This window comes from Microcystis sp. M44BS1 (assembly GCF_020244875.1).
GTDB lineage: Bacteria > Cyanobacteriota > Cyanobacteriia > Cyanobacteriales > Microcystaceae > Microcystis > Microcystis panniformis.
The window spans coordinates 14,839-36,397 of record NZ_JADBVM010000065.1 but is presented as its reverse complement, the minus strand read 5'-3'; the positions used below and the strand labels follow the sequence as shown (position 1 = coordinate 36,397).

Genomic DNA, 21,559 nt, shown 5'->3' with positions numbered 1-21,559 from the left:
TTACGAAATATTCACATTTGGTCGATTTTTGCTTAACAATTGAGATGGCCAATTCTCCTCAAATATGCCTGAATCGCTCTCTGGGTAAGCAAATCACATAAAGTTGATTTTGTCAAGAATTGTTAAGATGCGCTTACCCTGTATTGACGTAGATATTATTATTCTTGCTCATTGGCAGTTATTAAAAAAACAATATCCGAGCCGTTATCTAGTCATCGCTACTACCAATGTCAAACATTTTCAGGGATTCGCAGAAGCTTTAAATTGGCAAGATATTAACCTATAACAGCTTTAAGCTTGATCATTTTTTCACTTTAACTACTTAATCTTATGCAGTTTATTGATCGCGCCGAAATAGAAGTGGAAGGGGGTAAGGGAGGTGATGGAATCGTCGCTTTCCGTCGGGAAAAATACGTCCCCGCCGGCGGTCCGGCCGGAGGTAATGGGGGAAAAGGTGGTTCGGTGATTTTCGTGGCGACTCAGAACCTGCAAACCCTCCTAGATTTCCAGTATAGTCGCTATTTTAAGGCCGATGACGGTAAACGGGGCGGCCCGAACAACTGCACCGGGTCTAACGGTAGCGATCGCATTATTAAAGTTCCCTGTGGTACAGTGGTTTACGATCTCGATAGCGAGGAAATTATCGGCGATTTGGTCACTCCCGAACAGACTTTAATCGTCGCTGCCGGGGGAAAAGGGGGATTAGGCAACCGCCACTTTTTAAGCAATAATAACCGCGCACCCGAATACGCTTTACCCGGTTTAGACGGAGAAAAACGCCATTTACGCCTAGAATTGAAGTTATTAGCGGAAGTGGGACTGATCGGGCTGCCCAATGCGGGAAAATCCACCCTAATCTCCGCCGTTTCCTCTGCTCGTCCCAAAATCGCCGATTATCCCTTTACGACTCTTATCCCTAACTTGGGAGTGGTACGCAAACCCACGGGAGATGGGACAGTATTCGCCGATATTCCTGGATTAATCGAGGGAGCGCACCGAGGAATCGGCCTAGGACACGAATTTTTGCGTCATATCGAACGCACACGCCTGTTAATTCATCTTGTCTCCTTGACAGCAGAAGACCCGATCGCCGATTATCAAATTATCCAAGGGGAATTAGCCGCCTATGGTCGAGGCTTAGAAAAGCGATCGCAAATACTGGTTTTCAACAAAATTGATGCTGTGGACGAGGAAACGATAGATAACTATCAAAAGCAGTTTGCTAAAATAACCAATGCCGAGATTTTGACTATTTCCGCCGTGACGGGAGCCGGATTAACCACTCTACTCGCCAAAGTTTGGCAGCAATTAGAGCAACTGGAGAGGGTCGAGGATGAAACCCCTTCCCTGTTTTCCTAAAATCGCTCGTTAGTTGTTGAGCTGCCGGGGTGCGGGTGGTCGTCGATTACTCGGTCTTCTTTCCGTACCTTCAAAGTTACCATTAGAACGACGGGTGCGGCGCTGTTCGCCTTCATTTTCGGCCGCATAGACTTCTAGATAAAGAGAACGACCCGCACTCGCGGCCGCCATTTCTAGGGTAGTTCTAATCGCCTGTAAATTGCGTCCTCCCCGGCCGTAAACTTTGCCTTTATCGGCATCATCGAAGGCTACACGCAGCCAAAGACGTTCATTTTCCTTACAGCGCTCGATATCCAATCTCAGACTGGCCGGATCTTCCAAAAACGGCTCGATAATAAATTTCACCAGTTCGAGATAATTGGGGGTACTAGGCATTGATTTTCTCGAAAATTTTCTGTTTGGTGAGAATGCTGCGCACGGTGTCCGTCGGTTGCGCGCCTTGTTGTAAGCGTCGGATGATTCCTTCTTCATCCAGACGCACTTCATCGGTGCGGGGATTGTAAAATCCTAATTCCTCTAGGGGACGACCATCGCGACGACTGGTGCTAACGGCCGCAACGATACGATAACTGGCTTCGCGTTTTTTACCAAAGCGTTTTAGACGTAATTTGATCATGGTTACTCAAAAATTCTTCTTTCCGATTCTAACTCATCCCGGCGGTATTTCCACAAGTGGCGATCGAGGGAACGGTCGGCAGCCATTGGCTATTATTGAAAATAACGCCGAAAACGAGGGTCTAAATGGTCTTTTTTGCGGCGATTACAGCATAAACAAAGGGTTTGCAGGTTACTAATGTCGTTACTGCCACCTAAAGCCAAGGGAATGATATGATCTATGGAAAGTTGGGCTAATTTTTCGGGTTTACCGCAACTCTGACACTGATAATTATCCCTTTGATAAACATATTTTCTCACTTCGATCGGAATCGGTATTCTCGGAGTTTTTGCCATGATAATTACAGCAGGAGACAGGAGATTGCTTTAATTTATTTTCCTCATTACCTAATTAGGTTTTCAGGAATTGAAGTTAGTTTTTTCTGGATTTTCTCGCAGCATTTGCCGAATTTCCTCTAGGGGTGATTCTGGTTCTTGCTCAATTGTGCTTTCTTCGGGAATAAATTCTAGGGTAATTTTTATTTGACGAGTTTCATTTAAATGCTCAAATCCCTGTTTTTGTAATTCCCGCAGAAATTCGTCATCATAATCTGGACGTTCAGGTGTTTTTTTAGGCAGTTTTTCTAAAACACTAGAAAAAGTACATTCTCCATAAGTTTTAACTTTTCCTGTTCTCCAGTCTTTCTCCCCCCGTATTAATAATTTACAATTCTTCCCTTCACTCGGATAATGAACCCATTCAATTTTATTAATTTGACCAAATAGAGAAGACCTATCTGCCATATTTGTTGTTAGTCTTCCATAGGAAGTATATTGGCAAATATACTTCAACAAATCTGCTTGGATTTTTTCCCTAAATTTTCTCACTAAAATAACTTCTTCATCTTCAAACATTAATACACTATTATCATCTTCGATAATGATTTTCCGAGAGTTGTTAAAAGTATCAAAATTCATTTTTTTGCTCCTTAATGACTCAAAGACAAATTACTCGTACTCAACTAAACTAGCATAGTTATTACCCTCGGTAAACTTGCCAGCGATAGTTATCTTTCCTGAACCAACTTTAACATTACCGAAAAATAAATTACCTGACTTAGCTAAAGGAGTCCAGTTACCCGATGATTGATCGATGATAACCACAGCTAAAGCATTGGGTACTTCTATTTTAAAATTTGCCAATTGATTCTTAGTTAATTTGGCTATTGTGGGACTATAAAGATAGGCATTATTTTCTTCAAAAGTAGCAAAGGTTTTCGGGATAGGGACACCCCTAGCATTGCTGGTAATTCGATAGGATAAAGCATGATTAAAGTTATTTTGATCGGATTTATTTTTAGAGAAAACCATCAAATCATAAGTGCCAGTTTGGGGAAAGGAAACTTGAATTATTGCTTGTCCATTGACTCTTTGAATTAAGGGTAAATGGCTATTGATAGGTAAATTATTTTGTTGCAATTGAGCAGAAATCTGGGTGTGATTAGGAACTTGTAAAATAACTTCTGTCATTCCTGAAGACTGGATATCATAACTCTTGTGATTGACTAATTTTATACCATCTCGAAAAAATTGTGATGTCACAATCGGCCAAGAATCAAATTGTGGTTTTCTATAAACTTTCGGGAATAATTGCCACTGGGTTTGTTCGGGAAAATGACTATAAATTAATTGTGCGGGTGGAGTAGCAAAATAATGAGGATTAAATTGCCGTTGAAATTGATTGTTATTGACTACTCCCGCACCCCAAGTTGCATCAATTAGATACCAAGCATTATTAATTCTCACAGTATTCCAAGCATGGTTAGCATCACTAGAATTGCCCACTAGATAGCCTAATCCTTTTGCATAACCGATAACAACTGCTGATTTTAATCCCATTTTTTCTGCTAAAGCTTGATAAAGATTGGCATAACCTGAACAGACAGCTAAACGATTTTTGAGGACAGTATAAGGACTAGCATCAACGTAATTACCCCTTAAAAAACTTGCCACATCGTAGGTAATATTATGGGTAATCCAAACGTAAATAATGCGGGCTTTTTCCGCTTCTGTTTTGGTATATTTAGATAGAATTGTTGCTAATTCTGATAGAGAATTTCCTTGGTAATTGATGCTGCGAGCTAGACGATCAATATTTTGATAATTTCCCTGTCTAACTTGGGGATTATTCCCTGGAATAATTGGCTGAGAAAGTTGCAGATTATTAGTATTATAAATTAAGTCATTTGCCGGTTTAAATGATTGAAAATTCCTGAGCAGTTGAGAACTTTGGTTTTTAAATGCCATCCCAACGGACATTAAAACTAAAAAGATGAAAATCCCTGGAATTGTCCTTCCCGATGGCCGATTCTTGCGGCGGCGATAATTTCTTTTATAAGCCATGGTTGCTGCTAATAAAAAGTAAAGATTGCCAGTCTTAGTCTGCTCTGCTCCTATTATCTCTCAAAGCTAACTATTTTTTTGAGATTTTCCTGTGATCTTAATCACTGACAATTAAAATATTAATCTAGCTAAAGTAATAAGTGTGTTAGTTTTCGCTAACACACCCAAAATTAAGATTAGATTTTTTACCCTTCTCTAACCGTAAACTTTCCCATAATACTCTTGATATTCTTTGGATAACAAAGGTTGCCACCAATCCCGATGATCGAGATACCATTGAATGGTTTTTCTTAATCCCCCCTCTACCGTTTCTTGAGGTTGCCAACCTAATTCAGTGCGAATTTTACTGGCATCAATAGCATACCGGCGATCATGTCCGAGGCGATCCTTGACAAAAGTAATTAAATTCCGAGCGGGTTTCACGGGTAAATCGGGAGCTAATTCATCCATTAACTCACATAACATCCTGACTAAATCGATATTTTTTACCTCATTATTTCCGCCAATATTATAGGTTTCTCCTGCTTTGCCTTTGTGAATAACTGTATCTAAAGCTTGACAATGATCCCGCACATATAACCAATCTCGAACATTTTGACCATCACCATAAACGGGTAAAGGTTTACCCAAAAGAATATTAATACACATCAAAGGAATTAACTTTTCGGGAAAATGATAGGAACCATAATTATTAGAGCAATTAGTAATAATTGTCGGCATTCCGTAGGTATGAAAATAAGCTCTCGCTAGATGATCACTCCCCGCTTTTGAGGCAGAATAGGGACTATTAGGAGCATAGGGAGTAGTTTCGGTAAAAGCCGGATCATCCACTCCTAAACTGCCATAAACCTCATCGGTGGAAACGTGCAGAAAACGATAGTTATCGGGTTGATAATTACTTAACCAATGTTGCCGAAAACTTTCTAATAGAGTAAAAGTTCCCACCACATTAGTTTGCACAAAAGCTCCAGGACCAAGAATCGATCGATCCACATGGGATTCGGCGGCAAAATGGGCAACTGTATCGATATTTTCACCGGCAAATAATTGATCAACTAAAGCTCGATCGCAGATATCCCCTTGCAGAAAACGGAAATTCTTTCTATCTTTCAGTGTCCCTAAATTATTCAAATTGCCCGCATAGGTAAGAGCATCAAGAACAATGACACGATCCTCAGGATAATTCTCGCACCAATGATGAACAAAATTCGAGCCGATAAATCCTGCTCCACCAGTAATTACTATGCTTCTAGCTTGATTTTCTGTCGCCATGGCCACCTCTAGCAAAAGTTCGCTACTTATTTTAGGCCTTTTTGCTTCACACTTCTTCATCAAAAGTGATCCGATCAGAGTGATAATCCGGCGGTTCAACGTGAATTAAAATTCTCACAGGGCTAAATTGTTGGGTTAATCTTGCTTCCACCGCTTCCGTGATTGCGTGAGCAGTTTCCACATCTTGAGCGGAGACAACTAGGTGCATTTCTATAAATACCTGTCTTCCCACCACTCCCCGAGACGCGATCGCATGACAATTAAGCACCCCCGGCACCTCCAGGACAATTTGATGAATCACTTCAGGAGCGATCGCCATTTCATCCACTAACAAAGGTAAATTCTCCTTGAGGACTTTCCAACCACTGCTAAACACCAAAAAAGCGACAGGAAAGGACAAAATCACATCTAACCATTGTAATTGGGGAATATTAGCCGTATTGCCCACCCAAACCCCAACTAACCCCAATAAAACTGTAATTGTCACCCACACATCACTCATGGTATGACGAGCATCGGCAATCAAAATCACACTACCGACACGCTGCCCCACCGATCTCTCATAGTAGGTGACAAAAATATTCACTCCTAAAACGATAATTAATAGCCATAATTCAGAACCTGCAATCTCGACGGGTTTTCCTCCTTTGATAATACGCATGATCGCCCCCTGCAAGATTTCAAAACAGGCAATCCCCAAAAAGGCGGCGATCGCTAAAGCTCCGATCGCTTCGTATTTCAGATGTCCGTAGGGATGATCTCGATCGGGATAGGGAGAGGAAAACCGCATCGCTATCAGTCCCAAGACATTATTCGCACTATCGGTGACACTATGGAGAGCATCCGCTTGCAGACTCAAAGAACTAATTCTCAAACCCACCCCCGCTTTGATCGCCATAACCAACATATTCAGCAGCAGGGTGATCCAGAGAACTTTTTGGACAGTAGCCCGATTATCTTTTAAAACAGCCACAGGATTATCAGTTATCAGTTATCAGTTATCAGTTATCAGTGGGTAAGTTATCAGTTATCAGGGAAATTTCAACTAAAACCCCAAAACCCCAAAAACCCAACTACTTGAGGGTTGAAAAAGGGCAAAAATAAGGATTAAATTGCCTAAAGTCGGTAAATAGACCATTTAATTGATTATTATTCATTTTTAATTCTCCTGACTACTGACTACTGACTACTGACTCCTAACCCTAACAACAATTTTTGATTTTTACAAGAGGTCTAGTCATCAACAATTGATCAACTCCCGAAATAATAGACTACCATCGGTCAAATTGAGCATCCGATCGGCGGCGCGTTCGGGATGAGGCATCATTCCTAGCACATTTCCTGCTTTATTGGTAATTCCTGCAATATTATTTAACGAACCGTTGGGATTTCCCGACTCATTTACCTCTCCTGTGGGAGTACAGTAACGAAAGAGAATTTGTCCGTTATCCTCCAGAGATTTTAACGTATCTTCTGCGGCATAATAACGCCCTTCCCCGTGAGCAATCGGCAAATTAAGTACCTGTTGCGGTTGATAACCCCGCGTCCAGACAGATTGATTATTTTCCACTTTTACTGGCACTCGATCGCAAATAAAATGTAAATCGCGATTACGAATTAAGGCACCGGGTAGCAGCCCAATTTCCGTTAATACCTGAAACCCGTTACAGATACCTAAAACTAATTTACCTTTTTCGGCTTCTTCTCGGACAGTTTTCATCGCTGGCGAAAATCTAGCGATCGCACCACAGCGCAAATAATCGCCGTAACTAAATCCCCCCGGCACCACAATCACATCCACATCCCCTAAATCCGTCTCTTGATGCCAAATATAGCGGGTAGGTTGCTGAAAAATCCCCTCCGTCACCGTTGCCACATCTCGATCGCAATTCGATCCCGGGAAAACAATAATCCCAAACTTCATAATTTTTAACTTGGTTAATTCATTGTGCAGAAAGCTCTCATCAGATGGGTGTTAGGGTGTTAGGGTGTTAGGGTGTTAGGGTATTAGTTGAATTTCCCCATTTCCCCATTTCCCCATTTCCCTATCCCCTATCTACTGACAATGCAAATCAAAGCGATAATTTTCAATCACAGGATTAGCCAGTAGTTGATCGCACATTTGATCCAATTGTTCGCGAGCGCTGATCTCATCCGCTGCTGTCACGGTAAGCTCAATATACTTACCAATTCGCACCCCAGCTACAGTATCATAACCCAATTGTTTTAATCCCGACTCTACCGCTGTACCCGCCGGATCGAGAACCGAGGGACGCAGGGTAACATAAATAAAGCACTGATAATTTTTTGGCATAGAATTAACTTTGATCGCTGACCTTTTTGATATGAAATCCCAACGCACCCGATCGCAAGAGCGCATTATCCACTTACTCAAAACCTTAAATCGGGCAGTATCCGCTCAAGAATTGTTTGTGGAACTCCGTCAGCGTGACCAAAATATGGGGTTAGCCACTGTTTACCGCGCCCTAGAATCCCTAAAATTACAGGGTGCAGTGCAGGTGAGAACCCTAGCCACAGGAGAATCCCTCTACAGTTCCCTTCAGCAGGATCAACACCATCTTACCTGTATTCATTGCGGTCGGTCTATCGTCTTTAATGAGTGTCCCGTTCACGAATTGGCAGAAAAACTCGAAAAATCCCACCAATTCAAGGTTTATTACCACACTCTCGAATTTTTTGGACTTTGCGATCATTGTCAACCCAGTTAAGTAAGCTGTACTACATTTAAACTGCCGATCAGGAAATTTTAGTACAAATGCTCAGACCTTCAACTCCAGTGCCGTCTTACAGGGATTAAACTGTTGTTTGACCTTGGACTGTTTTCAGAGGGATTAACTCCGGTTGACTGTAGTGATGATCACTGTTGAGGGGGGATAACAAGGGGAAAAAGGGCTGATGTAAACTGATTAATTGGGCCAGGGTTTTCTTGAGATGGGGACGGGGAACGATCGCATCGACAAACCCGTGTTTTAATAGGTATTCCGATGTTTGGAAACCTTCCGGTAATTTCTCGCGCAAAGTCTGTTCAATTACCCGTTTACCGGCAAAACCGATAGTAGCCTTTGGTTCGGCGATAATAATATCTCCCAACATGGCAAAACTGGCCGTGACTCCTCCCGTGGTGGGATTAGTCAAGACGGGAATATAGAGTAACTTTGCTTCTCGATGCCGGTTAAGGGCACCGGAAATCTTGGCCATCTGCATTAAACTTAACATTCCTTCCTGCATTCTCGCCCCACCGGAAGCGCAGATGATCACGAGGGGTAAACGTTCATCGGTAGCTTGTTCCGTCAAACGACAGAGTTTTTCTCCCACCACCGATCCCATGCTACCCCCCATAAAACGGAAGTCCATCACCCCTAAAGCTAAGGGTAAACCATCGATTGTTCCCATTCCCGTCTGGACAGCATCCGTCAGACCAGTTTTTTCTTGGGTTTCCCGCAGGCGATCGCTATAACTTTTCCGATCGCGAAATTTGAGCGGATCCGTCGGTCGAATCTGTTCATCGAGGCAATTCCAAGTATTAGCATCCACTAACTGGCGAATTCTTTCTTCACTTTCCACCCGATTGTGATGACCGCAATCGAGACAAACCAGTTGATTAGCTAATAAATCCTTCGTATAGGCCAAAACGCCGCAATTTGGGCATTTGGTCCATAGACCATCGGCTATTTCTCGTTCCTGTTGTTGTTGAACCTTGGGTTCTGTTTTTTGGCGATTTGCAAACCAATCAAATAGAGACATAGTTTAAAATAAAGATAATTTATCGACTTTCTTCTAGAGGACTTAATAACAAAAGTGCTGTCCAGCGATCTTGGGGACGCACTTGTAGGGCGGCCTGATGCCCCTGGCCGCAATAAATACCAGGGCCAATAGCGATAACGCGACTGGGATGTCGTGAGCTTTGAGCATTTCCTGTAGCCAATCGGCTTCCCAACTACTGGGGGTTGTTCTAATGGTGATCCAAGACACGGAAGACTATTGTATCAAGATTTAATTACAGGATAACTTTTTTACAACAAAGGGAAAAAAATGGTTTGATAGGCTGAGATGATCTTATCACTCCAAAATACACTCATCAGAGCGCCGAGGGCAAGAAATGGACCGAAGGGTATAGCTTGTCTTTTTGCCATTTTACCCATAAAAATGCCCGTCATACCGATTACCGCCCCGATAGCGCAGGCCAGAAAAGCGGTGACTAATAATGCTTGCCATCCTAACCAAGCACCGATCATGGCCGCTAATTTCGCATCTCCTCCCCCCATGGCCTGTTGTCTGAGGGCAAAACTCCCCCCCCACCGGACCAGATCAAATAACCAGACTCCTAAAACCGCACTAGCGATCGCTGAAAAGAGATAGATAACACTTTGATTATTTTGCCAACCTAAAAGAGTTTGAAAAACTATCCCTAAAACTAATCCCGATTGGGTGAGGGAGTTAGGAAGCGTCATCGTGTCAAAATCAATCAAAGCTAAAGCTAATAACCAACTGAGGAGAATCCAATAGCCGAGGGTCTGCCAAGAAAAGCTAAAATCTCCTAAAACCAGACAAAATAATAAACCGGTAAAAGTTTCGATCGCTGGATAACGGACAGAAATCGGGGTTTTACACCAGCGACAGCGACCCCCCAGCCATAACCAGCCGAAAACGGGTATATTCTCGCTTTTACCCAACCTATGGTGACATTTCGGACAGTGGGAAGGAGGATAAACTAGAGATATCCCCTGAGGTAATCTATAGATGACCACGTTTAAAAAACTGCCCACCGAGGCACCAAAAGCGAAGACAAAGGCAAAAGTAACTAGATGAAAGAGGGTTTCCATAGATTCAAGGCTGAAATCCGATCACTTTCCTAGAATACCCGGTTAAGCTGCCTGCCTATCTAAAATTACCGGTTAAGACGGCATGGCAGCCCTTCGAGCATCATCATTAAGATAACTGCTATCATCCCTATTTTTGACGTTTTTGAACCCCCAAAAATTAATTATGCCAAAGGTCTCAAGGTTTTAATGGCTCGATAACTCAAAAATTAGAGTTCTAAAGCTGCCTTTAGCTTAGTTAGGGCCACAGTTTCCCTCTCGCTAACTTTCGGACTACCAGTGCCAAATAAACCGCTACCCGCCGCTGCCGCTACTGTCTCGGCACAATTATAAATAAATTCCTTGTACTCTTGCAGATCTTCGGGCGTTGCTTTCCCTCTCAACACCGCTACAGCATCATTAATTTTATCGATCGCCGTATCGACTGCCGTATCCGGTTGCAAATCGGCTGCTTTGATCTCCATTTTTGCTGGGGGATTAACTTGCGCTTTTTCTACGGCTTCCTGAGAAAATAGCGTCTGGATAATATCATTATTAGGATAATTTATGGCCGCCTCCGCCACTTCTTTCCCTAAAGCGGCAGCCTCGATCGCCGTGGAAATAATCCCCGCATCCACCATCGCCACCGCTATACCAGTAACCATGACTGCACTGGCAACTGTTGCTAATTCATCGGATGTGTAGTTCTCTGCTGTCATGCTCTTAATCTTTCCTTAAACTGGCAGATGGTTGATTAGTTTGTCATCGCCTATTATAGGGGAAAAGATGCCACTATCTCCCCTCTTAAGCATCCAGTAATAATACTTCAGGCTCATCCCTAAAGGTGAATTTTCTTCTGGGCTTTTTTGGTGGATAATTAGCGGGGATAACCCTACATAATGGGGGGCAAAACCCCACTATCACCCCCAGGGACAACCTGACAAAATTAAATTATCCCAGTCAGCGAGGAAAAATTAATGAAACCGATTGTTGAATCTTTTTACAACTGGTACAGCAGCAAAATTACTCACCCTAAATATCGTTGGATTATCATTCTGGGAACTATGGTTTATCTTTTTAGCCCCCTCGATATTTCTCCTGACGTTTTCCCGATTATTGGTTGGATCGATGATGGGATTGTTCTCACCCTTTTAACCACGGAATTATCGCGATTAGTTCTTGATTATCGCACTCGCCGTCCAGGAGGAGTCAAGAATCAAACCGAAGTTTCTTCCCCAACCAATACCGTTGATACCGATGCCGTAGAAGTCAGAAGTTAGAATTCGTAAGTCTCAATTCTGACTCCTGAATTCAGGAGATTGCTGTTATTTATTCTCCCCACTCCCCCACTCCCCCACTCCCCCACTTCCCCACTTCCCCACTCCCCCACTTCCTAATTCCCTAAACTGAAATCAAAGAACTATCGACGCTGGCTAAAAGTGTTTGCACCTCCTCATCGCTGGTTTGGGAAAAATCTTCGTACCAAAGAGAAATTGATCTCAATTCGTAGGGTTTATGTAGGCAAATTACTCGATCGACTAATTTTTCTAATTGATCACAGACTTCCGGTGGGGCAACAGGAACAGCAATAGTAATAGCAGCGGGATTCCCAGCTTTAAGGGTCAGAATCGCCGCTTTAATCGTTGCTCCCGTAGCGATCCCATCATCTACTAGAATAATCGTTTTTCCCGTCAAAACTGGAAAGGGGCGTTCACCTCGATACAAGCGATCGCGTCGCTCTAATTCGAGCATTTCTTCCTTTGCTACCCGTTCCATCATCGCCTCCGATAGGTGCAAGTCGTCAACGATACTTTCATTGATTACCCGCACCCCATTTTGACCGATCGCCCCAAAAGCTAACTCTTTGCGCTCCGGTACACCTAATTTTCGCACCAAACACAGATCTAAAGGCAAGTGTAACCTTTGGGCAATTTCAAAGGCGATCGGAACCCCACCCCGGGGCAAAGCCAAAACTAGCACCCCAGCACTATTGGTATATTCTGTCAAGTAACTAGCTAATAGTCTCCCTGCTGATCGCCGATCTTTGAGCAGATAAGTCATAACTCCCTCCTAGGGGCTAATCCCCGTGGAGATCCCTAGTCTCCCCTGACTCTATTCTATATTTCTCCGCTCATCTCTAGCGGAAATGTTAAGAAATTTAGCGAAGGCTTGACATTTTTTCAGCTAACCGCAGTTTTTCCAGTCCGGAGATCGGCTAAAATCTTAGGCAAAAGGGTTTTGTAAAGTTAGGTAACAAACATGAATCAAAGTTTAAGTGATGCGCTAGAGCCGATCGCCGCTGCCTTTCGCAGTCTCGGAACTCCCGAACCGATCGTTCATTGGGGACATCCAGTCATGATGGGGATTGTGGTTTTAGTTATGGGTAGTTATACTGCCTATGCCGGTTGGCAAAGCCGTTTAAGCCAAGATGGGGAAGTAGTAGCCAAAAATCGGGCTGATCACCGCAAACTCGCCCCTTGGCTGTTTTTATTTATCGCTCTCGGTTACACCGGCGGTGTTTTATCCCTAGTCATGCAGAAACATCCCATCCTCGAAAGCAGCCATTTCTGGACAGGATCGCTCGCGATCGGTTTACTAGCTTTCAATGGATTATTATCCCTCACTGGCTTCGCTGGCGGGAAAAAAGAACTTTTCCGGACTATCCACGCCTATATCGGCAGTATTGCCCTAATTTTACTGCTAGTTCACGGTGTTTTTGGTCTTCAGTTAGGATTATCTCTCTAGTTGGTTTATTTATGGCTTCGGGTGGGCTATTTCCCACCTGGAAGTTTTTCACGGTGGAAGACTGTGGCCAAGGAAAATAATTGAAGAAATCATGACTTTAAGCGCTATTGTCGGGATTCTGCGTTTAGAATTAACAGTTAATTTACCAAGAAAGTAAAGTATCGTCACGCAACGAGGAGATAGATATTTTGAAGAAAGTAGAAGCGATTATCCGACCCTTTAAACTGGAAGAGGTGAAAATCGCCCTAGTTAATGCGGGCATTGTCGGGATGACCGTCTCCGAAGTTAGAGGTTTCGGTCGTCAGAAAGGTCAATCGGAACGTTATCGCGGTTCCGAGTACACCGTCGAATTTCTCCAAAAACTCAAGATCGAGATCGTCGTCGAAGATAAGCAAGTCGATATGGTCGTCGATAAGCTGATTTCGGCGGCCCGTACCGGTGAAATCGGAGACGGTAAAATCTTCATCTCCCCCGTGGAACAGATCGTCCGCATCCGTACCGGCGAAAAAGACCTGCAAGCGATTTAACCTCCAAACAAGGGATGATAGTACAATGCTGTCATCCCCCCCATTGAAGGCAATTCCCATCAAGCAGTGTAACCTAATTTGATATCGACCACCAACGACCGATTCCCCCAAACAAAAACTTTGTACCTCACCATTAAGATAAATACTATAATTGCAATCTGCTGAATATCAGTTTAAGCCTTGCTAGAAAAGAGTTTTGCGAATTTTTGGGCTAAAAAAGTACCAGAAACCTGAAGGGGTGACAAGCAGATTGAAAGTGAAACAGGGTGTGGGGGGTAGGGAAAAACCTTGAGACTTTCCCCGCAATGAAGACGAGAGAATTAAGTTAATCAATTTGAAGGGTTACAGGGGGGAGATTTTCCCAGAACCCCACAGCCTAGACCCTGCACCCAGCCTAGACTTCAACCTCATTGTCACCCCTTCCTTCAGCCAGACTAGATAGGATCATTGCCTGTGACTGAAAAAACCCCTTGCCTAAAAAGTCATAAATATTATATAATGTTTGATCGTGGCCAAAATCGGTCTTAGGTGGTGCTAAAGGCACTGCCGAGCAGAACCGCCTTGGCCGCTCGGTCTTCGCCGGGATACTGAAGATAAACCCTTTAAGTCCCGAAGAAACAAAGACCAGCAACAATCTAGGCAGAACCAGCAACCCTGTCTAGCCCTACTTACGAATCTAACGGGATGCCAGCTTAAATAACTCGAAAAAAGTCATTCAAGTTGGGCAGGCTGATAAAGCGGGAAAGATTTTTCTCGCTCCTATAGCCACGGCCACGTTATTTTTGATTGTCGTCTAGTAAAGATAAAGAGAACAATCCGTGTCTATCGGTATCCTCGGTACAAAACTGGGCATGACCCAAATCTTCGACAACAAAACGGGAGTCGCCATTCCCGTCACCGTCGTTCAAGCCGGTCCCTGTCCCGTCACCCAAGTCAAAACGAAAAAAACCGACGGTTATGAATCCATTCAAGTGGGATACAAAACCGTCAAAGAAAAAGCCCTCAACAAACCGCTACTCGGTCATTTAGCCAAAGCCGGTGTCTCCCCCCTGCGGCATTTAATCGAATACCGCCTCGAGGACGCATCCGCTTACACTTTAGGCCAAGAAATTACCGCCGCTATCTTCCAAGAAGGCGATTTAGTCGATGTGGCCGGAACCACCATCGGACGAGGTTTCTCCGGCTATCAAAAACGCCATAACTTCAAACGCGGTAACATGACCCACGGTTCCAAAAACCACCGTCTCCCCGGTTCCACCGGTGCCGGTACTACCCCTGGCCGCGTTTTCCCGGGTAAGAGAATGGCCGGACAATACGGAGCCACCCAAGTGACCATCCGCAAACTGTCCGTGGTCAAAATCGATAGCGAACGCAACCTGATCCTGATCAAAGGAGCCGTCCCGGGCAAACCAGGAACCCTGTTAAACATCACCCCCGCCAAGAAATTTGGTAAATAGGGCAAGGAAAGATTAAAGCCATGGTTAACTACACAGTCAAAAATTGGCAAGGGGAAGAAGCGGGAACAGGCACCCTGGAACTGAAAACCGCTAAACCCGAAACCGCCAAACACCTAATTCACCGCGTCGTCGTCAGCCATCTAGCGGCGGCCCGTCAAGGTAACGCCTCCACCAAAACCCGCTCGGAAGTGCGCGGCGGTGGTCGTAAACCTTGGCGGCAAAAAGGCACCGGTCGCGCCCGGGCCGGTTCGATCCGTTCTCCCCTCTGGCGTGGTGGCGGTGTCATCTTCGGACCAAAACCGAGAGATTTTGAGGTTAAGGTCAATCGCAAAGAGAAAAGATTAGCCCTGAGAACCGCTTTGATCAGCCAGGCCGATAACTTTATCGTGGTTGAAAGCTTCGCCGAACAATTCTCCCAACCCAAAACCAAAGAACTCACCGCTGCCTTAAGTCGCTGGGGAGCCAGTCCAGAGGAAAAAATTCTGCTGATTCTGACGGAAATTCCCGAAAATGTCTATTTATCGGGACGTAATATCTGCAATCTCAAAATTATTCGCGCCGATAGTCTCAACGTCTATGATGTCATCCTAGCCGATCGAGTTATCGCCACCGCCGCAGCCCTAGCTAAAATTGAGGAGGTCTATGGTGCTTAAAACTGAAGCCAGACAACTCGCCGATCTGATCCTAAAGCCGATCGTGACCGAGAAAGCCACCCTACTCCTAGAACAAAATAAATACGTCTTCGATGTCGCCTTGAAAGCGACCAAGCCGGAAATTCAAGCGGCGATCGAATTGTTGTTTGACGTAAAAGTAACGAAAGTGAACACCAGCCGCCCCTCTCGTCAGAAAAAACGCGTCGGCCGTTTCCTCGGTTACAAACCCCAATACAAACGCGCGATCGTGACCCTAGCAGCTGGCGACTCGATCGCCCTCTATCCCGACGTATAACCACCAAGAAACCCGATAACGGAAAACTAAACTATGGGTATTCGTTCTTTTAGACCTTTAACCCCCGGGACAAGGCAGGCGGCCATCTCCGACTTTAAGGAGATCACCAAAACCGAACCGGAAAAGTCCCTAACTCATCACAAACACAGCAAACAAGGGCGTAATAATCGCGGTGTCGTCACCAGTCGTCATCGGGGCGGCGGCCATAAGCGCCTCTACCGGATTATCGATTTTCGTCGCGATAAACGGGATATTCCCGCCACAGTAGCGGCGATCGAGTACGATCCTAACCGTAACGCCCGCATTGCCCTGCTTTTCTACAAAGACGGGGAAAAACGCTACATCATCGCCCCCGCCGGTTTAGGTGTTGGTGATACCGTCATCGCCGGAGAAAACGCTCCCTTCGAGGTCGGTAATGCCCTACCCTTAAGTCGCATCCCCCTAGGGACAGAAGTTCATAACATCGAACTCGTCCCCGGTCGCGGTGGTCAAATGGTGCGGGCTGCTGGTGGTTTCGCCCAAGTGGTGGCGAAAGAAGGCGATTACGTTACCATCCGCCTCCCCTCCAAAGAAGTACGCATGATCCGGCGTGAATGCTACGCCACCATCGGAAAAGTCGGTAACGCCGAAGCGAGAAACATCAGTCTCGGTAAAGCCGGTCGTACCCGTCACCGCGGTCAACGGCCTCATGTTCGGGGTAGCGTCATGAACCCAGTGGATCACCCGCATGGAGGTGGAGAGGGTCGCGCTCCCATCGGACGTTCCGGCCCGATGACTCCCTGGGGTAAACCCGCCCTCGGTCGCAAAACTCGCAACAAGAAAAAACGCAGTAGCGATCTGATCGTGCGCCGTCGTAACCAGGGTTAGAAATTATTACTTTACTTTTGACTGAAAATTATGGGTCGTTCACTGAAAAAGGGGCCATTTGTCGCCGGCCACCTGATGGAAAAAATCGAAAAACTCAACGCCCAGGGCAGTAAACAAGTGATTAAAACTTGGTCCCGGGCCTCGACAATCATTCCCGATATGGTCGGTCACACGATCGCCGTTCACAACGGCAAACAGCACGTTCCCGTCTATGTTTCCGAGCAGATGGTCGGTCATAAACTCGGTGAATTCGCTCCCACCCGCACCTTCCGCGGCCACGCCAAGAGCGACAAAAAAGCAGGACGGAAATAGACCGGTGGGCGGTAATCTTAAAACCGTCAGCCCCCGGTCAGCGTTCAGATAACTATGAGATGGTGGGTGACGGCGACTAGATAAATTAATAACTAAGTCTTATAAGTTGTCGTCGCCTAACCCACCCTACCTAACTGATAACTGATAACTGAAATGACCATCGATACCTCTAACGAAGTCAAAGCGATCGCCCGCTATATTCGGATGTCACCCCTGAAAGTCAGACGGGTACTCGATCAGATCCGCGGTCGCTCCTATCGGGAAGCCCTAATTATTCTCGAATTTATGCCCTACCGGGCCTGTGATCCGATTCTCAAAGTCCTGCGTTCCGCCGTTGCCAACGCCGAAAATAACGAAGGACTCGATCCCGCCACTTTAGTAGTTAGCCAAGCCTTTGCCGATGGCGGCCCGACCCTAAAACGTTTTCGACCCCGGGCCCAAGGCCGCGCCTACCAAATTCGCAAACCCACCTGTCATATCACCGTCGCCGTCGCTCCTAGCAACAAAGACTAATCACCTTAACTAGAAAAACCACAATGGGACAAAAAATCCATCCCCTCGGTTTTCGTCTCGGCGTTATCAAAGATCACAAATCTTGCTGGTATGCCGACGCGAAACGTTACCCCGAACTACTGCAAGAAGATCGCCGCATTCGTGAATACGTCGAAAAAAACCTCGCTAATGCCGGTATCGCCGATATTCGCATCGAACGTAAGGCCGATCAAGTAGATATTTCCATCCATACCGCTCGCCCCGGGGTCGTCGTCGGTCGTGGTGGCACGGGAATCGAACAGCTGCGCCTAGGTTTGCAAAAAGCCCTCGGTGGCCAGCGTCAAATTCGTATTAACGTCATCGAAGTGGCTCGCGTTGATGCCGATGCCAACCTGATCGCCGAATACATCGCCCAACAATTAGAAAGACGGGTTTCCTTCCGTCGTGTGGTGCGGCAAGCTATCCAACGGGCGCAAAGGGCCGAAGTCAAAGGGATCAAAATTCAAGTTAGCGGCCGTCTCAACGGGGCAGAAATCGCTCGGACTGAATGGGTGCGGGAAGGACGAGTTCCCCTGCATACCCTGCGGGCCGATATCGATTACTCCTATAAAACCGCCAGCACCATCTACGGGATTCTAGGCGTGAAAGTTTGGATCTTTAAGGGCGAAATTATCCCCGGCCAAGAAGAAATTCCCGCCGCCGTTCCCGCTCAAGCACCGCGCCGTCAACAGCGTCGCCGTCAACAGTTTGAAGATCGCTCTAGCGAAGGCTGATCCCTAATATTTATCAGTGGTAAATAGCTCATGTTAAGTCCCAAAAGAACAAAATTCCGCAAACAACAGCGCGGACGGATGCGCGGGCTGGCCACCGGCGGAAATACGATTAATTTCGGCGATTTCGCCCTGCAAGCCACCGAACCCTGTTGGATTACTTCCCGTCAAATCGAAGCGGCCAGACGGGCTATGACTCGTTATATTCGTCGGGGTGGCAAAATCTGGATCCGCGTTTTTCCCGATAAACCCGTGACCCAACGGGCTGCAGAAACTCGGATGGGTTCCGGGAAAGGTTCCCCCGAATTCTGGGTGGCCGTGGTTAAACCGGGGTTCATTATGTTTGAGATTGCTGGGGTAGCTGAACCAGTAGCCCGGGAAGCCATGCGCCTAGCGGCTCAAAAATTACCAATTAAGACCAAATTTATCACTCGCGAGGAGGATTTTGTCTAATGGCTTTACCAAAAATCGCCGAAGTGAGGAAGATGAGCGATGAGGAAATCGCTGATGCTATCCTCAATGCCAAAAAGAAACTGTTTGAATTGCGTTTGCAGCAGGCCACCCGGCGCTTGGAAAAAACCCACGAATTCAAACACACCCGCCACCGTCTTGGCCAATTATTGACCGTAGAACGGGAGCGCCAACTAGCCCAGTCCACCCCGGAGGCATAACCCGTTATGGCAGTTAAAGAAAGAGTTGGGGTAGTAGTAAGCGACAAAATGGATAAAACCGTAGTGGTAGCCATTGAAAACCGCTCTCCTCACCCTAAATACGGCAAAATCGTCGTGAAAACCCAGAAATTTAAGGCTCACGACGCAGAAAATCAAGCCAAACAAGGCGATCGAGTTCGTATTCGTGAAACCCGCCCCCTCAGTAAAACCAAACGTTGGGAAGTGGCGGAAATATTAACCGATAGTTAAATTTCACCTAGGTAAAAACCGTGATTCAACAACAAACCTACTTAAATGTCGCTGACAATAGCGGGGCGCGGAAACTAATGTGTCTGCGGGTGCTGGGAACAGGTAACTGTACCTACGGTGGCATCGGTGACAAAATTATCGCCGTGGTTAAGGACGCTATCCCCAATATGCCCGTGAAAAAATCCGATGTGGTCACTGCGGTGATTGTGCGGACCCGTCAAACCGTCCGTCGCGATAGTGGCATGAGCATCCGTTTTGATGATAACGCCGCCGTGATTATTAATAATGACGGTAATCCCAAAGGTACTAGGGTTTTTGGTCCGGTCGCCCGGGAATTGCGCGATAAAAACTACACCAAAATTGTTTCCTTAGCCCCAGAAGTTCTCTGATCAAAGTCAAAATTATCAAGGCAATCGGAGGTCAAAAAAAATGAGTAAGAAAAACATTCAAACCCCGCCCCAAAGGCAAAAAATGCACGTTAAAAAAGGGGATGTTGTGCAAGTAATCGCTGGTTCCGATAAGGGCAAAGTGGGCGAAATTTTACGCGCTTTACCCCAAGAAAGTACCGTGGTGGTCAAGGGAGTTAATATCCGCACCAAACATACTAAACCCCAACAGGAAGGAGAATCGGGTCAAATCGTTACCTACGAAGCACCGATTCACAGTTCCAAAGTGATGATTTATTCCGAGAAGAAAAAAATCGCCAGTCGGGTGGGTTATACCTTTACCGAAGACGGTCGGAAAGTGCGGATACTGAAGAAAACTGGCGAAATTATTGATTAGTTTCCCATCAATTCTAGTTCCTGACCAAGCCCAGGAAAAGTAAGCAGAAAAACTATGAGCCAAAAACTAAAAACCACCTATCAAGAAACCATTGTTCCGAAACTGAAAGAACAATTTGGTTATACCAATATCCATCAAGTACCTAAAGTTATCAAAATTACTGTTAACCGCGGTCTTGGGGAAGCTTCACAAAACGCCAAAGCTTTGGAGTCTTCCAAGGAGGAACTGTCCACCATCACCGGACAACAACCGGTAGTGACTAGAGCTAAAAAAGCGATCGCCGGCTTCAAAATTCGCGAAGGAATGCCCGTGGGAGTGATGGTGACACTGCGCGGCGATCGAATGTACGCTTTTTTAGACCGTCTAATTAATCTGGCCTTACCACGTATTCGCGACTTTCGCGGTATCAGTGGTAACAGTTTTGATGGTCGTGGTAACTACAGTTTAGGCATTCGTGAACAGTTGATCTTCCCTGAAATTGAATACGACAAAATCGATCAAATTCGCGGGATGGACATCTCAATCATCACCACCGCTAAAAACGACGAAGAAGGACGCGCCCTCCTCAAAGAGATGGGAATGCCCTTTAGATAAATCAATCAAGAGAAAAGTAAACAGTGACCAGTAAATAAGTGATCAGTGACCAGTAAACAGTGAACAGTAAACAGTGAACAGTAAACAGTAAACAGTAAACAGTGATTCAGTCAAAAGACAGCAGGAAACTGCTATTTAATACTACTCACTTAATACTCAAATCTGATAACTGATAACTGATAACTGACCACTGATAACTGATAACTGATAACTGACCACTGATGTTGATCCCAATTTAGGAGAAAAACAGGTAATTCATGTCTGCTAACGATACCATCTCGGATATGCTGACCCGCATCCGTAACGCTTGCGCGGTTCGGCAGACCACTACTCAAATTCCCACCACGCGGATGACGCGCAGTATTGCTCAAGTTCTCAAGAACGAAGGCTTTATTGCTGACTTTGAGGAAGTGGGTGAGGGGATTAAATCTCAATTAGTTCTTTCCCTCAAATATAAAGGCAAAAACCGTCAACCGATCATTACTACCCTCACCAGAGTCAGTAAACCGGGTTTACGAGTTTATTCCAACAGTAAAGACTTACCGCGCGTCCTCGGTGGCATTGGCATCGCCATTGTTTCCACCTCTAAAGGCATTATGACCGATCGCGAAGCGCGTAAACAAAACGTTGGCGGCGAAGTCCTTTGCTACATCTGGTAAACAAGGATAAGCTATCAGCCGTCAGCCTTTCCAAGTT

33 protein-coding genes and 1 pseudogene are annotated in these 21,559 nt (G+C 45.5%); 20 read left to right on the top strand and 14 right to left on the bottom strand.

Features of this window, described 5'->3' with window-relative positions:
• Positions 1-109 precede the first annotated feature (109 nt).
• Both IM515_RS04045 and obgE read left to right on the top strand, forming a co-directional pair.
• Positions 110-286, top strand: coding sequence for a hypothetical protein (locus IM515_RS04045; protein WP_216628855.1), 177 nt, complete (start codon positions 110-112; stop codon positions 284-286).
• Between the two features lie 44 nt (positions 287-330).
• Positions 331-1,359 carry a GTPase ObgE gene (gene obgE / locus IM515_RS04040; RefSeq protein WP_287630651.1) on the top strand — a complete coding sequence of 343 codons (1,029 nt, stop codon included), beginning with the start codon at positions 331-333 and terminating at the stop codon, positions 1,357-1,359.
• Between the two features lie 9 nt (positions 1,360-1,368).
• On the opposite strand, the gene IM515_RS04035 is transcribed toward obgE, so the two are convergent.
• The 9 genes from IM515_RS04035 to purS form a co-directional block, all read right to left on the bottom strand.
• Positions 1,369-1,734: a KH domain-containing protein gene (locus IM515_RS04035; protein ID WP_002770997.1), complete on the bottom strand. Its 366-nt coding sequence runs from the start codon at positions 1,732-1,734 to the stop codon at positions 1,369-1,371.
• Positions 1,727-1,975 (bottom strand): 30S ribosomal protein S16, encoded by a 249-nt coding sequence (gene rpsP / locus IM515_RS04030; RefSeq protein WP_002736858.1) that lies wholly within the window; start codon positions 1,973-1,975, stop codon positions 1,727-1,729. Before rpsP ends, IM515_RS04035 begins: the two co-directional genes overlap by 8 nt.
• 92 nt (positions 1,976-2,067) lie before the next feature.
• Entirely contained in the window at positions 2,068-2,310 is a 243-nt protein-coding gene (locus IM515_RS04025) for an HNH endonuclease (protein ID WP_002738070.1), read from the bottom strand.
• 63 nt (positions 2,311-2,373) lie between these two features.
• On the bottom strand, positions 2,374-2,931 hold the full coding sequence (locus tag IM515_RS04020) for a KGK domain protein (RefSeq protein WP_287630647.1): 558 nt from the start codon (positions 2,929-2,931) through the stop codon (positions 2,374-2,376).
• A 30-nt stretch (positions 2,932-2,961) separates the two neighbouring features.
• On the bottom strand, positions 2,962-4,356 hold the full coding sequence (locus IM515_RS04015) for a transglutaminase domain-containing protein (RefSeq protein ID WP_287630646.1): 1,395 nt from the start codon (positions 4,354-4,356) through the stop codon (positions 2,962-2,964).
• Positions 4,357-4,551: 195 nt separating this feature from the next.
• Complete coding sequence (gene rfbB, locus IM515_RS04010) at positions 4,552-5,628, bottom strand: dTDP-glucose 4,6-dehydratase (protein WP_287630645.1); 1,077 nt, start codon at positions 5,626-5,628, stop codon at positions 4,552-4,554.
• A gap of 46 nt (positions 5,629-5,674) precedes the next feature.
• Positions 5,675-6,601 (bottom strand): CDF family zinc efflux transporter Cdf31, encoded by a 927-nt coding sequence (cdf31, locus tag IM515_RS04005; protein ID WP_002771006.1) that lies wholly within the window; start codon positions 6,599-6,601, stop codon positions 5,675-5,677.
• Between the two features lie 267 nt (positions 6,602-6,868).
• Positions 6,869-7,552 (bottom strand): phosphoribosylformylglycinamidine synthase subunit PurQ, encoded by a 684-nt coding sequence (gene purQ / locus IM515_RS04000; RefSeq protein WP_287630643.1) that lies wholly within the window; start codon positions 7,550-7,552, stop codon positions 6,869-6,871.
• Between the two features lie 132 nt (positions 7,553-7,684).
• Positions 7,685-7,942 carry a phosphoribosylformylglycinamidine synthase subunit PurS gene (gene purS, locus IM515_RS03995; protein WP_002771010.1) on the bottom strand — a complete coding sequence of 86 codons (258 nt, stop codon included), beginning with the start codon at positions 7,940-7,942 and terminating at the stop codon, positions 7,685-7,687.
• A gap of 31 nt (positions 7,943-7,973) precedes the next feature.
• Between purS and IM515_RS03990 the strand changes: the two genes are divergently transcribed.
• Entirely contained in the window at positions 7,974-8,357 is a 384-nt protein-coding gene (locus tag IM515_RS03990) for a Fur family transcriptional regulator (protein ID WP_287630642.1), read from the top strand.
• Between the two features lie 85 nt (positions 8,358-8,442).
• Here IM515_RS03990 and accD read toward each other — a convergent pair whose 3' ends face one another.
• The 4 genes and pseudogenes from accD to IM515_RS03970 form a co-directional block, all read right to left on the bottom strand.
• Complete coding sequence (gene accD, locus IM515_RS03985; RefSeq protein WP_287630641.1) at positions 8,443-9,393, bottom strand: acetyl-CoA carboxylase, carboxyltransferase subunit beta; 951 nt, start codon at positions 9,391-9,393, stop codon at positions 8,443-8,445.
• A gap of 19 nt (positions 9,394-9,412) precedes the next feature.
• A pseudogene (locus IM515_RS03980) lies at positions 9,413-9,621 on the bottom strand (hypothetical protein).
• Between the two features lie 41 nt (positions 9,622-9,662).
• Entirely contained in the window at positions 9,663-10,472 is an 810-nt protein-coding gene (locus IM515_RS03975; protein WP_287630639.1) for a prepilin peptidase, read from the bottom strand.
• Between the two features lie 206 nt (positions 10,473-10,678).
• The gene (locus tag IM515_RS03970; protein ID WP_002771023.1) at positions 10,679-11,167 is read right to left on the bottom strand and encodes a hypothetical protein; all 489 of its coding nucleotides are present in this window, start codon (positions 11,165-11,167) and stop codon (positions 10,679-10,681) included.
• Positions 11,168-11,425: 258 nt separating this feature from the next.
• On the opposite strand from IM515_RS03970, the gene IM515_RS03965 reads away from it, so the two are divergent.
• Positions 11,426-11,728 carry a YkvA family protein gene (locus tag IM515_RS03965; RefSeq protein WP_287630638.1) on the top strand — a complete coding sequence of 101 codons (303 nt, stop codon included), beginning with the start codon at positions 11,426-11,428 and terminating at the stop codon, positions 11,726-11,728.
• 121 nt (positions 11,729-11,849) lie between these two features.
• On the opposite strand, the gene IM515_RS03960 is transcribed toward IM515_RS03965, so the two are convergent.
• Complete coding sequence (locus IM515_RS03960) at positions 11,850-12,509, bottom strand: phosphoribosyltransferase (RefSeq protein WP_002771025.1); 660 nt, start codon at positions 12,507-12,509, stop codon at positions 11,850-11,852.
• 198 nt (positions 12,510-12,707) lie between these two features.
• On the opposite strand from IM515_RS03960, the gene IM515_RS03955 reads away from it, so the two are divergent.
• From IM515_RS03955 to rpsH, 16 genes are all read left to right on the top strand, one after another.
• Positions 12,708-13,193, top strand: coding sequence for a DUF4079 domain-containing protein (locus IM515_RS03955; protein WP_193959065.1), 486 nt, complete (start codon positions 12,708-12,710; stop codon positions 13,191-13,193).
• Between the two features lie 188 nt (positions 13,194-13,381).
• Positions 13,382-13,720 (top strand): P-II family nitrogen regulator, encoded by a 339-nt coding sequence (locus tag IM515_RS03950; protein ID WP_002746593.1) that lies wholly within the window; start codon positions 13,382-13,384, stop codon positions 13,718-13,720.
• An 818-nt stretch (positions 13,721-14,538) separates the two neighbouring features.
• Complete coding sequence (gene rplC, locus IM515_RS03945) at positions 14,539-15,177, top strand: 50S ribosomal protein L3 (protein ID WP_002734589.1); 639 nt, start codon at positions 14,539-14,541, stop codon at positions 15,175-15,177.
• 20 nt (positions 15,178-15,197) lie between these two features.
• The gene (gene rplD, locus IM515_RS03940; RefSeq protein ID WP_002771031.1) at positions 15,198-15,830 is read left to right on the top strand and encodes a 50S ribosomal protein L4; all 633 of its coding nucleotides are present in this window, start codon (positions 15,198-15,200) and stop codon (positions 15,828-15,830) included.
• Positions 15,820-16,125, top strand: a complete 306-nt coding sequence (locus tag IM515_RS03935) for a 50S ribosomal protein L23 (RefSeq protein WP_002771034.1) — start codon at positions 15,820-15,822, stop codon at positions 16,123-16,125. Before rplD ends, IM515_RS03935 begins: the two co-directional genes overlap by 11 nt.
• 33 nt (positions 16,126-16,158) lie before the next feature.
• A complete protein-coding gene (rplB, locus tag IM515_RS03930; RefSeq protein WP_002771036.1) occupies positions 16,159-16,992 on the top strand; it encodes a 50S ribosomal protein L2 in 834 nt (277 codons plus the stop codon).
• Between the two features lie 30 nt (positions 16,993-17,022).
• Entirely contained in the window at positions 17,023-17,304 is a 282-nt protein-coding gene (rpsS, locus tag IM515_RS03925; protein WP_002753908.1) for a 30S ribosomal protein S19, read from the top strand.
• A 153-nt stretch (positions 17,305-17,457) separates the two neighbouring features.
• On the top strand, positions 17,458-17,817 hold the full coding sequence (rplV, locus tag IM515_RS03920; RefSeq protein ID WP_002746605.1) for a 50S ribosomal protein L22: 360 nt from the start codon (positions 17,458-17,460) through the stop codon (positions 17,815-17,817).
• 23 nt (positions 17,818-17,840) lie between these two features.
• The gene (rpsC, locus tag IM515_RS03915; RefSeq protein WP_002771046.1) at positions 17,841-18,569 is read left to right on the top strand and encodes a 30S ribosomal protein S3; all 729 of its coding nucleotides are present in this window, start codon (positions 17,841-17,843) and stop codon (positions 18,567-18,569) included.
• Positions 18,570-18,599: 30 nt separating this feature from the next.
• Entirely contained in the window at positions 18,600-19,019 is a 420-nt protein-coding gene (rplP, locus tag IM515_RS03910; protein ID WP_002734310.1) for a 50S ribosomal protein L16, read from the top strand.
• Positions 19,019-19,237 (top strand): 50S ribosomal protein L29, encoded by a 219-nt coding sequence (gene rpmC, locus IM515_RS03905; protein ID WP_002771048.1) that lies wholly within the window; start codon positions 19,019-19,021, stop codon positions 19,235-19,237. The genes rplP and rpmC overlap by 1 nt, the downstream gene beginning before the upstream one ends.
• A gap of 6 nt (positions 19,238-19,243) precedes the next feature.
• Complete coding sequence (rpsQ, locus tag IM515_RS03900) at positions 19,244-19,486, top strand: 30S ribosomal protein S17 (protein WP_002734070.1); 243 nt, start codon at positions 19,244-19,246, stop codon at positions 19,484-19,486.
• 20 nt (positions 19,487-19,506) lie between these two features.
• Positions 19,507-19,875, top strand: coding sequence for a 50S ribosomal protein L14 (gene rplN, locus IM515_RS03895; protein ID WP_002732358.1), 369 nt, complete (start codon positions 19,507-19,509; stop codon positions 19,873-19,875).
• A gap of 40 nt (positions 19,876-19,915) precedes the next feature.
• The gene (gene rplX / locus IM515_RS03890; protein WP_002771051.1) at positions 19,916-20,269 is read left to right on the top strand and encodes a 50S ribosomal protein L24; all 354 of its coding nucleotides are present in this window, start codon (positions 19,916-19,918) and stop codon (positions 20,267-20,269) included.
• 54 nt (positions 20,270-20,323) lie between these two features.
• Positions 20,324-20,863: a 50S ribosomal protein L5 gene (gene rplE, locus IM515_RS03885; RefSeq protein WP_002734750.1), complete on the top strand. Its 540-nt coding sequence runs from the start codon at positions 20,324-20,326 to the stop codon at positions 20,861-20,863.
• 257 nt (positions 20,864-21,120) lie between these two features.
• Positions 21,121-21,522 (top strand): 30S ribosomal protein S8, encoded by a 402-nt coding sequence (gene rpsH / locus IM515_RS03880; RefSeq protein WP_002771056.1) that lies wholly within the window; start codon positions 21,121-21,123, stop codon positions 21,520-21,522.
• Positions 21,523-21,559 lie beyond the last annotated feature (37 nt).

Excerpts from the sequence above, each read along its gene's own strand:
- obgE (WP_287630651.1), top strand. The coding sequence starts at position 331 with ATGCAGTTTATTGATCGCGCCGAAATAGAAGTGGAAGGGGGTAAGGGA.
- IM515_RS04035 (WP_002770997.1), bottom strand. The coding sequence starts at position 1,734 with ATGCCTAGTACCCCCAATTATCTCGAACTGGTGAAATTTATTATCGAG.
- rpsP (WP_002736858.1), bottom strand. The coding sequence starts at position 1,975 with ATGATCAAATTACGTCTAAAACGCTTTGGTAAAAAACGCGAAGCCAGT.
- IM515_RS04025 (WP_002738070.1), bottom strand. The coding sequence starts at position 2,310 with ATGGCAAAAACTCCGAGAATACCGATTCCGATCGAAGTGAGAAAATAT.
- IM515_RS04020 (WP_287630647.1), bottom strand. The coding sequence starts at position 2,931 with ATGAATTTTGATACTTTTAACAACTCTCGGAAAATCATTATCGAAGAT.
- IM515_RS04015 (WP_287630646.1), bottom strand. The coding sequence starts at position 4,356 with ATGGCTTATAAAAGAAATTATCGCCGCCGCAAGAATCGGCCATCGGGA.
- rfbB (WP_287630645.1), bottom strand. The coding sequence starts at position 5,628 with ATGGCGACAGAAAATCAAGCTAGAAGCATAGTAATTACTGGTGGAGCA.
- purQ (WP_287630643.1), bottom strand. The coding sequence starts at position 7,552 with ATGAAGTTTGGGATTATTGTTTTCCCGGGATCGAATTGCGATCGAGAT.
- purS (WP_002771010.1), bottom strand. The coding sequence starts at position 7,942 with ATGCCAAAAAATTATCAGTGCTTTATTTATGTTACCCTGCGTCCCTCG.
- IM515_RS03990 (WP_287630642.1), top strand. The coding sequence starts at position 7,974 with ATGAAATCCCAACGCACCCGATCGCAAGAGCGCATTATCCACTTACTC.
- accD (WP_287630641.1), bottom strand. The coding sequence starts at position 9,393 with ATGTCTCTATTTGATTGGTTTGCAAATCGCCAAAAAACAGAACCCAAG.
- IM515_RS03975 (WP_287630639.1), bottom strand. The coding sequence starts at position 10,472 with ATGGAAACCCTCTTTCATCTAGTTACTTTTGCCTTTGTCTTCGCTTTT.
- IM515_RS03970 (WP_002771023.1), bottom strand. The coding sequence starts at position 11,167 with ATGACAGCAGAGAACTACACATCCGATGAATTAGCAACAGTTGCCAGT.
- IM515_RS03965 (WP_287630638.1), top strand. The coding sequence starts at position 11,426 with ATGAAACCGATTGTTGAATCTTTTTACAACTGGTACAGCAGCAAAATT.
- IM515_RS03960 (WP_002771025.1), bottom strand. The coding sequence starts at position 12,509 with ATGACTTATCTGCTCAAAGATCGGCGATCAGCAGGGAGACTATTAGCT.
- IM515_RS03955 (WP_193959065.1), top strand. The coding sequence starts at position 12,708 with ATGAATCAAAGTTTAAGTGATGCGCTAGAGCCGATCGCCGCTGCCTTT.
- rplD (WP_002771031.1), top strand. The coding sequence starts at position 15,198 with ATGGTTAACTACACAGTCAAAAATTGGCAAGGGGAAGAAGCGGGAACA.
- IM515_RS03935 (WP_002771034.1), top strand. The coding sequence starts at position 15,820 with ATGGTGCTTAAAACTGAAGCCAGACAACTCGCCGATCTGATCCTAAAG.
- rplB (WP_002771036.1), top strand. The coding sequence starts at position 16,159 with ATGGGTATTCGTTCTTTTAGACCTTTAACCCCCGGGACAAGGCAGGCG.
- rpsS (WP_002753908.1), top strand. The coding sequence starts at position 17,023 with ATGGGTCGTTCACTGAAAAAGGGGCCATTTGTCGCCGGCCACCTGATG.
- rplV (WP_002746605.1), top strand. The coding sequence starts at position 17,458 with ATGACCATCGATACCTCTAACGAAGTCAAAGCGATCGCCCGCTATATT.
- rpsC (WP_002771046.1), top strand. The coding sequence starts at position 17,841 with ATGGGACAAAAAATCCATCCCCTCGGTTTTCGTCTCGGCGTTATCAAA.
- rplP (WP_002734310.1), top strand. The coding sequence starts at position 18,600 with ATGTTAAGTCCCAAAAGAACAAAATTCCGCAAACAACAGCGCGGACGG.
- rpmC (WP_002771048.1), top strand. The coding sequence starts at position 19,019 with ATGGCTTTACCAAAAATCGCCGAAGTGAGGAAGATGAGCGATGAGGAA.
- rpsQ (WP_002734070.1), top strand. The coding sequence starts at position 19,244 with ATGGCAGTTAAAGAAAGAGTTGGGGTAGTAGTAAGCGACAAAATGGAT.
- rplX (WP_002771051.1), top strand. The coding sequence starts at position 19,916 with ATGAGTAAGAAAAACATTCAAACCCCGCCCCAAAGGCAAAAAATGCAC.
- rplE (WP_002734750.1), top strand. The coding sequence starts at position 20,324 with ATGAGCCAAAAACTAAAAACCACCTATCAAGAAACCATTGTTCCGAAA.
- rpsH (WP_002771056.1), top strand. The coding sequence starts at position 21,121 with ATGTCTGCTAACGATACCATCTCGGATATGCTGACCCGCATCCGTAAC.